A 12,597-nucleotide genomic window follows, 5' to 3' on the forward strand; every position below is an offset into this window, starting at 1 on the left:
AGAGACGGACCAATATAGGTTCACAGCAACCTGCTACATCAGGGCGAGAACCGTTAAAGACGAGGCCAAACGAGCTGGCTTAGCATGTGAAACAACATATCTTACAAGCATCCCTTTTTATTCGATGCTTTCATTCTTAAAAGTGGCCAAGGCTCACCGGAGAACGATTATCAACGGCTTACAGCATATCGCGCCAGCCTTGACGCTTTACACTTCTCCAACATGAGATAAATATCACACAATTTTCAGGTAAGCGAAGAGCAGCGATCGCGTTGCTTACTGGAATATTACCCTGGCTAAAGTGGCATCCCAGCTCCCGTTTAACACCTTGTGACATTTTCGTGACAAGAACTGGCAGAGCTTTCAATCGACCCATGGGCACCGTACTATAGCGCTCTGCTTTATTGATTTTAGGCTTCAACCCGCCACCAGCAGGCTCCACGGGCACCCAGGCCTAAGCAAAACATTACCCACCGGGAGCCCGGCATGGTTCTAACCCCAGCCATCACCGACAGCCTTTACTTTCTGATCAGTGAAGTGAAAACTCACATCGGCCACCTACAAAGCTTTTTCTCACACGGCACTGTAGCTCACGCCCACCGCCTATTGGAGCGCAGTGGTCACGCCTATAATTTAAACTTGCGGGTACAAAATGCCTGCATGAAGCATATTGCGCTCCAGAGCAACCAGCACTCAATGAGTTACCGTGCAATTAGCCGAATTGCCAGTGAGCTGGAGCGAATTGCCGAACTATCGCGTGAGTGCCTACAGCAAATGAACTTTTTACACAGTGGTGCTCGGCTGGATTTGACTGTTTTTTTACCACTGTTAGACAAGGTCGATAAGAGCATTGATTTGATATCCCGCGCCCTTAAAGACCGTGACACACAACTGGCACTAAAGCTTGGTAGAACCGAGCGTAAACTCGAGAAGTCCTATAAAAAGTTGGTAGGTCATTACACTCTTCAGCTTAAGAAAAAGAAGCACACAGAAGATCTCGTTAGCGGCCTGTTTATAGCCCACGCCATCGAACAAATGGGCGATGCCTTGTTAAATATCAGCGATTCGATTATCTCCGGTCACATGGGGCAACCACTCGATTTGCAACGCTACAACTCGCTGCGCAACACTATTAACAGCTGGCTTGACGAAGGTATGGCCGCACAGCTACAGGTGACGCCATTAGCCGAGACCCGCTCGGGCAGTGGCATCAGTGCGATTGACAACCCGAGCGACGAGCAGTGGCAACGCCTAGTCTACAAAGACGGCACTAAGCGAAAGTTGAAAGAAGAGCTAGAAGGCGTCAATCGCTGGCACGACATATACCCGGGCGTGGCGCCTCATATACATACCTTCCAAAAAGAGGGAGACAACGCCGCGCTGTTGATTGAGCACCTAAACGGCGAAACCTTTGAGCAGCTGGTAATTAACTCGCCGCAAAAGCACCGCAAAAAAGCCATGACATGCCTTAAAAAAACACTCAATAGCATCTGGCAGGAAACCTACACCAAAGAGCCTCACCCGGCCCACTTTATGGCGCAAACCCTTAAGCGCTTACCCGATGTCTACAACGTTCATCCGGATTTTAAGCACGAGCGCCAACGCGTGGGTGGGCATAGTATCGAAAGCTTTGATGCTCTGGTTAAAAAAGCGGCTAAAAAAGAGCAGCGCTTAGCCCCACCTTTTAGTGTGTTTATTCATGGCGATTTTAATGTCGACAACATTATCTACGATTCCGACCTCGGTAAGATCAATTTTATTGACCTGCACCGCTCCTGTTATATGGACTATGTACAAGACGCGTCAGTATTTATGGTCTCCAACTACCGTTTGCAAATGCTAGAAGAGCCCGTTCGACGGCGTATACGTGAGCAAGTGTGCTGGTTTTATAACATTGTTCGCGCCTTTGCCGAAAAACACGATGACAAAACCTTTGAGATCAGATTAGCCTTAGGTCTGGCGCGCTCGTTTGTCACCTCGACACGATTTATTCTGGATCACACCATGGCCATGCGGATGTACCTAAAAGCCCGCTATTTACTGGAGCAAATAAACCAGCTGCCTAGCCATAAAATACGCGACTATCGCGTACCTCTCAAGGAGCTTTTTAGTGAGTAAAACCGCCGATGTAAAGATTGCCGTTGTCGGGCTACCCGGCAAGTGGTCCACCGAGACTCTCGCCGATGCTATTGAAGCACGCACCGGGTTTCGTATGGTGGTCGATATGCAACAGGTTACTCTCAATCTTGCCCACGGCCAGCTGTGGTATGACGACACGAACCTGTGTCAGCTCGACGGCATTATCGTTAAAAAAATCAGCAGCGAGTACAGCCCCAACACCCTTGATCGACTCGAGTTACTGCGAGTTGCCGAGGCCGCGGGGGTTAAAGTATTCAGTAAGGCCGAGCACATCCTACGGCTTATCGACCGCCTTAGCTGTACCGTGACGCTGCGCAATCACGATATCCCTATGCCGGCGACAATCATCACCGAATGCCCCGAGCAAGCCTTGAAAGCGGTGGAGACCTTTGGAGAGGCGGTGTTCAAACCCCTATACTCGACCAAAGCCCGGGGCATGGAACTTATTACCCACGCCCAGCCCGACAAACAAACCGCCATCGCTCGCTTTGCCGCGCAACACCCTATGATGTACATTCAACAAAAGCTTAATTTAAGCGGGCGGGATTTGGGGATGGTATTTCTCGGCGGCCAGTACCTTGGCAGCTACGCCCGACAAGGCGCTGGCAATAGCTGGAACACCACCATACACAGCGGCGGAAAATACACCAAAGCCGAGCCCGAACAAACCCTCATCGATTTAGCTAAACGTGCCCAAGCGCCCTTTGCCATGGATTTCACCACCGTCGACGTTGCCGAGACCGACAGCGGCCCAATAGTTTTTGAAGTGTCGGCATTTGGTGGCTTTCGCGGCGCCCTCGACGGCATCGGCATAAACGCCGCCGCCCTCTACACCGATTACGTGATAGGAAAGATCAATGGCTGAAGCCAAGCACCAACCCGACACAGCAGCACACGATACCGTCGGCTGGCTAGAACAAATCGCCGCTACCGCCCGGCACGGCCTAACACTGGCATTACCTGGCGCCACTATCGCGATTGAGTGCTCCCAGATCAGTACCGCCAACGCGTTAAGCGAGTACTTTTCGCCCTGGATCTGCGTCCGCCCGGACGACATCGATATTACCGTTAGCGTTATAGAGCACGATGCCATTGGCGAACACCTACCTTGGCAAGACTGGACTCGGGAGCCCGGAAAAAGCGGGCGAAAAGACACCTATATTGATGTAGCCGATGCCCGTTTGATTCGTAAATACCGCACCGGTATGGTGTTTTTACAAAGCCGTGCGCAGTGCATTGCTATAGGTCCCTGCAACGCCAATCTCAATCAGATTGTGAACTTTATAAACAACCAGGCCATGAACGCTCTGCAACAAAGCGGGTGGCTTATCGGTCATGCCGCCGCTGCCTGCTATCAACAGCAAGCAATTGCCATTGCCGGCTTTTCCGGCGGTGGTAAATCCACGAGTATGCTACGGTTGCTCGAGCACCCCGAGGTCAACTTTATCTCCAACGACCGGGTGTTTATCAAGGATCAAAACGGCCAGCTCATGCTTAGTGGCGTGGCTAAAATGCCGCGGGTTAATCCCGGCACACTACTTAACAACGCCCGCCTACTGCCTTTGCTCAGTGCGAGCCAACGCCAACATTACTTAACCCTGGCTCCCGACGCACTCTGGGAGCTGGAAGAAAAGTACGACGTTATGATTCCGCCCCTGTACGGCAACGACAAGAATAACCGAATTGACAATAGCGCGCGGCTAAGCGCCGTTATGTTGCTTAACTGGGATCGCCACAGCGAAAGCAAAACCAGCCTCGAGCAGGTCGATATCACTCAGCGGCAAGATTTACTGCCTGCCCTCATGAAAACCTCGGGGCCTTTTTATCAGGACAAAAACGGTCAGTTCCAACCTGATACGCAACCACCGCAGCCACCAGCCTACAATCGATTACTAAGCAAAACACGGGTATTTGAAGTGAGCGGTGGTGTGGACTTCAACGCGCTGCAAGATTTTTGCTGGAAACTGTGGGCGCTGCCCGAGGCACACAACTGATGCGTGCTTTTGCCCTAATTCGCCACGGCGACTACCAACAAAAACCTGACACGCCGAGCGCGCATCAGCCCTACCCCCTTACCGAGAACGGCGAGCAGCAAGCTCGCCACTGCGCGGCACAGCTTGTAAGTTTTGCGGCCGAGCTCGGCTTAGCTCTGGCACCGACCACACACAGCTCGAGCTTACAACGGGCGTGGCAAACGGCGACTATCATTCGCCGCTCGCTCGCGATAAACAACGCAGTTCTGGCACAAAGCGATACCGAAATTATCCAAACTCACGCGTTAACCGAGCGCTGCGTTGGCAGCGTGGCGAATTTAACCATTGCCGAGATAGAGCAAATACTCGCACAAGATTCTCGCTATGCAGCCGCACCCAAACACTGGAAATCCAGCGCCGATTACTGCCTGCCCTTTCCGGGAGCCGAGTCTTTACGCCAGGCAGGTAAACGTGTCGCCGAGTATATTAAGCAGGTTAACAGCGATGCACCCGACAATACCCTCACCCCTATTGTGGGTCATGGGGCGGCGTTTCGGCACGCCTGCTGCGAGCTCGGCATACTCAGCACAGCAGATATTCAGCGCCTGAGTATGCACCACGCCCAGCCCGTTATTATCGGCAACGACAACGACAGCTGGGTGCACTTAGCCGGCCACTGGAAGACACGCGACGCCACACGGGAGTCAATCGATTGAGCACACACGCTACGCCTACGCCACCCTGGGCTAAACTCGGGCGCTATCAGGGGAAAAAATGGCTGCCGATGGCTTTACCAACCGAATGCCAGCCTTGGCTAGACGAGGGCAAACACGCCCTGCGTCAGCATAAAAAAGGCCATCGCCGAGCGCGCCACGGGATACATCAATGGATGACGCAGTATGAATGGCACTGGCCCAAGCGTCGCGTTATTTTTATCTCTGACTTACACGCCGATGCCGACGCGCTGTTGGCCTCGCTAACCGCCAGCGGTGGCGTAAAACGAACCGGAACGTCCGATAGGCACTTTGCATTAACCAAGCAAGGCAAAGCCTCTGTTTTTGTCTTTGGCGGAGATTTTTTTGATAAGGGCCCGAGCAACTTACGGCTGCTAAGGGTGCTAAAGCACCTGATCGAGCTAAACGCGAAAGTCGAGTTACTCGCGGGCAACCACGATGTTCGGGTACTGTATGGTATGCGCACGGCGGGCAACGCCAACGACCCGCTTAACGGTCACTTCTTTGTTCGTATGGGCGCCAAAGCCATTCCGTTTTTGCAAGAAATTCGCGATGAGTACTTAACCGGCGACAAAGCCTTAGCTGGCGTTCCTGGCACACAAAAATGTCGCCAACTGTTACTGCCAAAACCGGCATGGTTTAACGAATTCCCAGAGCAGGCTAAAACGCACCTATCCGCCCCGGCCTGTGAACGAGAGCTAAAAAAGATCGCCAAGAAAACGGCCGCGTTTGAACAGCAGTGTCAAGACGCTGGCCTCTCGCTAAAAGAAGCTTATGCCAGCGCGAAACTTTGGCAAAAGCTGTTTTTAAGCCCCAAGGGGGAGTTTTACTGGTTTTTTAACACGTTAAAACTCGCCAGCAAACGCGGTAGCTTTTTATTTGTTCACGCCGGTCTGGACGATCATTTAGCCGACGAAATTAACAAACACGGCATTAAGCCGCTAAACAAAGCCTTTAGCAAACAACTAAAGGGGGCACCGTTTGATTTTTACTATGGTTCGCTAGCCAACAGTGTGCGCACCAAATACCGCGACGTGGATCACCCCTTAAGTAAACACGGCTCTAAGCGGGCGCACATGGCAGGTATTCACGCGATTGTTCACGGGCACCGCAACCTGCACCACGGCCAACGGCTCGCATTGCGCCGAGAGCTTCTGCATTTTGAGTGTGACATAACCCTGGATAAACACTCGCGTAAAAAAGAGTCTCTACCCGGATTGGGCGCCGGAGCCACGCTTATTGACCCCAGCGGCTTTATCGCCGGCATTAGCAGCGATTGGCCCGTTATTAAAATCTTTCAACCAGAATCGGTATAAGTATTATGAGCCGTGAAAAAAACAGCTTTCGCCACGAGTCACTGCAAGACACCCAATCCATACGCAACCTATTGCAAGCGTTATTGGATGGCATAGACAATGGCGAGCTGGCTTTTAGTGAAGGTAAAGATACCTTAACCCTAACCCCCCAAGGGCTGATGCAAGTAAAACTCACAGCACAGCGCGAAGACGCCTACAACCGCGTTAATCTGCGTTTTAGCTGGCACGAGCAAGGCGATACTGACGGCAAACAAAAAACATTAAAAATCAACGGAAAAAGCACTAAAAAGTAACGCAATGCAACAACAAGGCTCAATCTAAACGATCAGAATCGCCCAATTTAACCAAATCCTTATCGTACAAAGCGGTTAATAGAGGCTCCCCAACGTCATTAACCCGAAACTGACCGTATTCGGCCGAGGTAAATTCCTGGCCGGTACCCTCTTTAAAAAAGTAGGCGTTAGTCGCAAATTTTACGCGTTTATTGCGCACGCGATAGGTAATTATGATTTCATCCTCTGCCAACGACTTAGCGTCATTGGATGCTAAGCGGGAGAAGTGCGCCACGCGGTTGTCGTCAAGCTGCGCCACAAACGCGCCATCAAAAACACGCTTATCCGATAGAGCCGGGTCAAGACTGTGTGCTTGCTGTAAATCATCGGCAATAGCAAAACGCAGTGTCATATAATCGCCTTGCATTAAGCTTCGCGGGTCGACCGGCGCCAACTCTAAATAGACAGTATCGCCTTGAGCCAGATGACGTTCTTTACTCCAGATGCTGACATTCACTAAGGCCAACATCGCCACTAAAGTAATGACCACTACAATCCGGCTCATGGTTCCACCTCCAGAGCATGCGTATCGTCACCTTTCGTGCCGGGCCACAAATAACAAAACAGCGCTCGCGCGCCTAACAACAATATACCTAACAGCAACAAGGTCATTGATTTAATCAACAAAGTGGTATCGAGCAAATAATAGTAACTGCTAAGAGAAAGCAGTAACGCGGTGGCGGCCACCCCGAACAGCAAACGATTTTGCCCATAAAAAGCCAGTAGCAATAAAACCACGGCTTGCAGCAACCCGTACGCTTGCCACGAGGCCGCACCTAATAACGCGATAAATACGGCCAAAAAAGCCCACTGCCCCATACTAACCACAAATTGTTGGCGTTTTATAAGTACCCCCAACACACAGCACAGCACCAGTAAGGTGAGGCACTCCGCGGCAAGCGCCCCTGCCGCGCTGCTTTGCACGGCAAATGCGCTCTCAAGCTCCGACAGCTGCCAGCGCCGCAGGTATTGCACTACCAATAAGGATACCGCCAAGCCATAACCCAGTGCCTGACACAAACTCACAGAGCGCAGACGGGTCAACTCAGCTAACCAGACAAAAGCCAGTAAGGCGATCAACACGCTGCCGGCAAAATGGCCCCAGCCCGAGGCCATTAAGGCTAACGCAAAAGCGCCGCCCGCAAACGCGGCAACCACCGCCCGGTGGAAAAAGTTAGGCACGGCCAGAAGTACCGCCTGGAGCCCACACACCGACCACCAAAAACTCGCCTCATCCGGGTCCACGCCCTTGTTTAGGGCAAACACCACCAATACCTGCCCGGCCAGGCTTAGGGCTAGACCAAGGTTGTCATTAAAATCGTTGCGCCACCGGGTAAGCAACAACACCGCGGCGGCTAACAGCAGCAACCCGCAGATGGTTAACGCAAGCCTGCTGTCAAACAACCCAGCCAGCGCCGCGCCCATCGCAACCAGTAAAAACAACGAGGCCAGCCACGCCGACAGCGCCAACAGGGCTTTAACGTACCAGGGGTTTTCAGGCTCAGAGGAGGCGTCGGTGTTGACAGTGATACCGGCGGCGCGCAGGCGCTCGGCAAGATCCATTGATGCGTTACTCATGGCGAGCTTGCTCCTTAGCGTTGACCTGCTTTAACCACAAGGCCGCCCCGGTACCCATGCCCAGCAGCGACATCGCCAGTAACGACATCCCCGCCGCCTCGGCAGTGTCGGCAATGGCCTTAAACAACAAACACTGGAGCACCATAATGACGGACATGCAGCCACCGGCAAGCAACATTAAATCAAACTGCCAATAGCGGTACACCCAATAGGTGGCCGCCAGTGCCCCGGCGTAAATCAGTAGCACCAGTGCACTGGTGCTTGCAGGGCTCAACACCCACTCAAGCGCCAGTGAGGTCATGGCGAACCCCGCCGCAATGGCGACGATGCGCAGAGCCCATTCGGGGCGCTCGCGCCGCCGGGCGAGCCACTCCCAAATCGCCAGTGCCAGGCCATTAAAAACAAACATAAACCAGCGTTCAGAGCCCTCGCCTACCAACAGGCCACCAAACAAACTAAAAAACGTCGAGTAATACAAAACGGCGCTTACGTTAATCAGCGCAATCCACAACAGCCAAAGCGCCGGCAGGCGCGCCACTATCACCCACGGGGTAATCAGTAGCGCCCAATTAAAAAACAACTGCCAAGGGTCGGCCCCGGTTTGGTAAACCTGCCCAAACAGCGCCATTAGTACGCCGAGCAAAACAGAGGCAGAGAGCAGCGCCAACGCCGCCACCCAACGGCGCCGATGCTGCCAGCAGTAAAGCCCCACCGCCCCCACCAGCGCAATCTCCACCAGTGCAAAACGGCCCATTCGGCCCAACTCTACCCAATTGTAGGCAATAAAAAACAGCAGTGAAAACACCAGGCTTAACGCCCCGAGCAGTAAGAGTAAGCGGTCGGCAAAATGGTGCCAGTCCGATGCACTGGGACGCAAACCGGCGGCAGAGATAATGTCTGGTAGAGGAGTATCGTTTGCGGCAAAAGCGCGGCGGCGCAACAGTTGCAAAAGTTGTTGTCGGCGAGTGGGCATAACCATCCTTAGTGTACAAATTTTGTTTTATTATAACGATTCGCCGAGGCGGCGACTATTTTGGCGTTGCGCTCGCAGCTTTTAGCCGGCGCTTTTGGCGTTTTTGCCAGTACCCGTACAGGCGTACACCCAACAGCAGCGCGGTAATCGCGCCGTAGAGTACCGCCTCAAAATAGCTAGAGCGTACCTGCCAGAGCACATGTACCCAACCGAGCAGCAAAGCAACATACACCAGCCGATGCAGTTTGGTCCAGTTGCTTCCCAAACGACGCATCATGCCCTTGGTAGAGGTCACGCCCAAGGCAATTAAAATCAACACCGCCGGCATACCCGCGGTAATATAAGGCCGTTTGACGAGCTCGGAAAAAAAGCGGGCAAAATCCAAGCCCAGAATAAAAGTTAAATAAGCTGCCACATGGCATAAGGCATAAAACAGCGCAAACAACCCCAGCATGCGCCGGTGCACTATCAGCCAGCGCCACTTGGCAAATTTGACCAAAGGACTCACGGCGAGGGTGATAAACAAAAAATATATCGTCCACTCGCCGGTAAACAAAACGATGGTTTTAGCCGGATCAGCACCCAGCTGTTGCGTAATCGTAAGATAGACGATCCAAATAAACGGGACAAGCGACAGGGTGAAAATAGCGAGTCGCCGCCAGGTTACTGCTCTCATAGATTTGCTCACTGTTTACATCTGGCCTCAGACGCTGAACGCCGGGCACATATTACGCTGCGTTCAAAAATATTTTTTTAAATCCATACCACGGTACAGCGATGCCACCTCATCGTAGCCATTAAACATCTGGGTATCGATAATGTTGGGGCTAAACAAGCCGCTGGGCAAACGGCGCTCGGTGGCCTGTGACCAGCGCGGGTGATCAACCTTGGGGTTCACATTAGCGTAAAAACCGTACTCATTGGGCGCCGATATATTCCAGCTTGTAGGAGGCTGCTCTTCGGTAAACTCAATTTTTACGATGGATTTAATACTTTTAAAACCGTACTTCCATGGCACCACCAAGCGCAGCGGGGCGCCGTTTTGATTAGGCAGCGCTTTACCGTACAAACCCACCGCTAACAGCGTAAGCGGGTGCATCGCCTCATCCATGCGCAAACCCTCCACGTAGGGCCAGTCAATGGTGCCAAACGCGCTGCCTTGAGCGGGCATCTGCTTGGTATCTTTAAGCGTCGTAAAAGCCACGTACTTAGCGCGGCTGGTGGGGTTAAACTGCTTGAGTAGCGAACCCAGTTCAAACCCGATCCACGGGATGACCATAGACCAGGCCTCGACGCAGCGCAGCCGATAAACCCGCTCTTGCAGCTCAACTTTACTCAGGATGTCCTCAAGGTCAAAAGTTCCGGTCTTTTCGGCCTCACCGCTAATTTCCACCTGCCAGGGGTGCGGTTTAAGCGAGCCGCTGTGTTTTGCCGGGTCGTCTTTGTTGTAACCAAACTCATAAAAGTTGTTATAACTGGTGACATGCTCGTAAGGCGTCAATGTGTCGTTGATCTCGGAGGTATCCGCCGCAGCCCCGGCAATTTTATCGCGCAACCAAGGCGGGCTCGCGACGTCCGCCTTAGCCACAAACGATGGCTTTGCCTGCGCCCCCCCCACCGCGCCCGCCGCAATAGCCGCCGTACCCAGAGCGACACTCTGCCGCATAAATTGCCGCCGGGCGCGGTAAATAGGCTCGGGGGTGATTTCGCTAGAGGCAATGCGCGGCGGTCGTTTAATCAGCATAATGGCAGAATCCTGTGATTTAGAGTGCAATAAAACGTGCTTAACTCATAAGACGTCAAAATACGCTATTTGTTACAGTTACGCTCGCACCAGCCAATTGGATGTACCAAGTGAAGCCTACGAACTCTAAAGCGCCAATAGAGCAGCAGATACAAACCCTCTACCAGAGCGAGTCGCGCCGGGTACTGGCCACCTTGATTCGCCTGCTGGGCGACTTTGATTTGGCCGAAGAGGCCCTACACAACGCTTTTGCCGCCGCGCTCGAGCAGTGGCCCCAAAACGGGTTGCCCGATAACCCTCGCGCCTGGTTGGTCTCAGCGGGGCGGTTTAAGGCCATCGACCGGATCCGCCGCCGGCAACGCTTTACCGAGCTCAGCGACCAACTGCCGCCCTCCAGCGACGCAAACGATGACGAACTGTATACCGATGACGATCGCATCCCCGATGACCGTTTGCGACTGATATTTACCTGCTGCCACCCAAGCCTAAGCCCCGAGGCCCGCACAGCGCTAACCTTACGTGAAGTGTGCGACCTAACCACCGAAGAAATTGCCAGTGCTTATCTGGCCAAGCCCAGCACCATCGCTCAGCGTATTGTGCGCGCCAAACGAAAAATACAATCGGCCAACATCCCTTATGAGGTGCCGGGCCCCAGTGAGCTTACCGAGCGTCTACAGTCGGTACTTCAAGTCATTTACCTGGTGTTCAATGAAGGGTACAGCGCCTCCAGCGGTGCCCAGGCAACCCGCGTACTATTGGCCGACGAGGCCATACGCTTAGGCCGACTGCTACACGAATTATTACCCGAGCCCGAGGTAACCGGGCTACTGGCACTTATGCGGCTCAACCACTCTCGCCACCAGGCGCGCACATCACCCACCGGGGGCATCATCACCCTCGAGGAGCAAGACCGCAGCCTGTGGGACGCAAGCGCCATTAGCGAAGGTTGTGCGCTGGTACGCGAGGCATTAAACGCCGGGCCTCCGGGTGCCTATGTACTCCAGGCGGCTATTTCGGCGGTTCACGCCGAGGCGCCACGCTGGGCAGCAACCGACTGGGCCGAGATCGTGGGGTTATACGATTTACTGCTGCGCGTGCAACCCTCGCCGGTGGTAGCCCTTAACCGCATTGTCGCGCTCTCCTACCACCGCGAGCCGCTAACCGCCCTCACCGAGCTGGAAACACTGCTTGCCACAGGCGAGCTTGACCAATACTTACCCGCGCGCGCCGCACAAGCCGATTTACTACGGCGCTTAAACCGCCTGGATGAAGCCGCATCGGCTTATGCTGCCGCCCTCACCCTCACCAATCAGCAGCCCGAACAATCGTTTTTAACCCGCCGCCTTAACGAGTGTAAAAAAATAAATAGCCCTGTCGATTAACCTCCCTGGATTTCGACTATAACTAACTCATTCACGTTTTACGCGAACCAGCGTCTAAGGAGCCCCATGAAATATTTATGCTTAGTGTACAGCGACGAAACCGACCTACACGGCCTGCCCGATAGCCCGCACGATTCAGAGTGCGCCGCCTATGCGCAATCGCTACAGGACAAAGGCCAGCTTTTAGCCGGCCAGGCGCTGGAGCCCGTCGCCACCGCCACCACGGTGCGAGTACGCGGCGGTGAGGTACAAATAACCGACGGCCCTTTCGCCGAAACCAAAGAGCAGCTCGCCGGCTTTTATATGATTGAAGCGCGGGATTTAAACGAGGCGCTACGCATCGCTCAGGGGATTCCGCCTGCCCGGGTGGGCAGCATAGAGGTGCGCCCGGTGCGGCAACTGCAAGTAAATTAATTTTCAGTGGCC

General features: G+C 53.5%; 13 protein-coding genes. 8 read left to right on the forward strand and 5 right to left on the reverse strand.

All coding sequences use genetic code 11. The features are described from left to right. Positions 1–486 precede the first annotated feature (486 nt). From SD69_RS15235 to SD69_RS15260, 6 genes are read left to right on the forward strand one after another with little or no spacing between them, the layout of a single operon-like run. Complete coding sequence (locus SD69_RS15235; RefSeq protein ID WP_041523887.1) at positions 487–2,118, forward strand: PhoU domain-containing protein; 1,632 nt, start codon at positions 487–489, stop codon at positions 2,116–2,118. Next, positions 2,111–3,004 carry a GAK system ATP-grasp enzyme gene (locus SD69_RS15240; protein ID WP_041523888.1) on the forward strand — a complete coding sequence of 298 codons (894 nt, stop codon included), beginning with the start codon at positions 2,111–2,113 and terminating at the stop codon, positions 3,002–3,004. Before SD69_RS15235 ends, SD69_RS15240 begins: the two co-directional genes overlap by 8 nt. Continuing rightward, positions 2,997–4,133 (forward strand): HprK-related kinase B, encoded by a 1,137-nt coding sequence (locus tag SD69_RS15245; RefSeq protein ID WP_052481217.1) that lies wholly within the window; start codon positions 2,997–2,999, stop codon positions 4,131–4,133. The genes SD69_RS15240 and SD69_RS15245 overlap by 8 nt, the downstream gene beginning before the upstream one ends. Continuing rightward, positions 4,133–4,828 carry a histidine phosphatase family protein gene (locus SD69_RS15250; RefSeq protein WP_041523889.1) on the forward strand — a complete coding sequence of 232 codons (696 nt, stop codon included), beginning with the start codon at positions 4,133–4,135 and terminating at the stop codon, positions 4,826–4,828. The genes SD69_RS15245 and SD69_RS15250 overlap by 1 nt, the downstream gene beginning before the upstream one ends. Continuing rightward, positions 4,825–6,162, forward strand: coding sequence for a metallophosphoesterase family protein (locus tag SD69_RS15255; protein ID WP_157471720.1), 1,338 nt, complete (start codon positions 4,825–4,827; stop codon positions 6,160–6,162). Before SD69_RS15250 ends, SD69_RS15255 begins: the two co-directional genes overlap by 4 nt. A 5-nt stretch (positions 6,163–6,167) precedes the next feature. Beyond that, positions 6,168–6,455, forward strand: coding sequence for an amphi-Trp domain-containing protein (locus SD69_RS15260; RefSeq protein WP_052481220.1), 288 nt, complete (start codon positions 6,168–6,170; stop codon positions 6,453–6,455). Positions 6,456–6,474: 19 nt separating this feature from the next. On the opposite strand, the gene SD69_RS15265 is transcribed toward SD69_RS15260, so the two are convergent. The 5 genes from SD69_RS15265 to msrP form a co-directional block, all read right to left on the reverse strand. Beyond that, positions 6,475–6,999, reverse strand: a complete 525-nt coding sequence (locus SD69_RS15265; protein WP_041523890.1) for a GDYXXLXY domain-containing protein — start codon at positions 6,997–6,999, stop codon at positions 6,475–6,477. After that, a complete protein-coding gene (locus SD69_RS15270; RefSeq protein ID WP_041523891.1) occupies positions 6,996–8,072 on the reverse strand; it encodes a DUF4401 domain-containing protein in 1,077 nt (358 codons plus the stop codon). The genes SD69_RS15265 and SD69_RS15270 overlap by 4 nt, the downstream gene beginning before the upstream one ends. Beyond that, positions 8,065–9,045 carry a DUF2157 domain-containing protein gene (locus SD69_RS15275; RefSeq protein ID WP_041523892.1) on the reverse strand — a complete coding sequence of 327 codons (981 nt, stop codon included), beginning with the start codon at positions 9,043–9,045 and terminating at the stop codon, positions 8,065–8,067. Before SD69_RS15275 ends, SD69_RS15270 begins: the two co-directional genes overlap by 8 nt. A gap of 55 nt (positions 9,046–9,100) precedes the next feature. Next, positions 9,101–9,721 (reverse strand): protein-methionine-sulfoxide reductase heme-binding subunit MsrQ, encoded by a 621-nt coding sequence (locus tag SD69_RS15280; RefSeq protein ID WP_041523893.1) that lies wholly within the window; start codon positions 9,719–9,721, stop codon positions 9,101–9,103. A 63-nt stretch (positions 9,722–9,784) separates the two neighbouring features. Continuing rightward, a complete protein-coding gene (gene msrP, locus SD69_RS15285; protein ID WP_041523894.1) occupies positions 9,785–10,789 on the reverse strand; it encodes a protein-methionine-sulfoxide reductase catalytic subunit MsrP in 1,005 nt (334 codons plus the stop codon). Between the two features lie 110 nt (positions 10,790–10,899). Between msrP and SD69_RS15290 the strand changes: the two genes are divergently transcribed. Both SD69_RS15290 and SD69_RS15295 read left to right on the forward strand, forming a co-directional pair. Beyond that, positions 10,900–12,171, forward strand: a complete 1,272-nt coding sequence (locus SD69_RS15290) for an RNA polymerase sigma factor (RefSeq protein WP_232301220.1) — start codon at positions 10,900–10,902, stop codon at positions 12,169–12,171. A 66-nt stretch (positions 12,172–12,237) separates the two neighbouring features. Next, on the forward strand, positions 12,238–12,585 hold the full coding sequence (locus SD69_RS15295) for a YciI family protein (RefSeq protein WP_041523895.1): 348 nt from the start codon (positions 12,238–12,240) through the stop codon (positions 12,583–12,585). The last annotated feature ends 12 nt before the right edge of the window (positions 12,586–12,597 follow it).

Source organism: Gilvimarinus agarilyticus (genome assembly GCF_000832015.1).
GTDB lineage: Bacteria > Pseudomonadota > Gammaproteobacteria > Pseudomonadales > Cellvibrionaceae > Gilvimarinus > Gilvimarinus agarilyticus.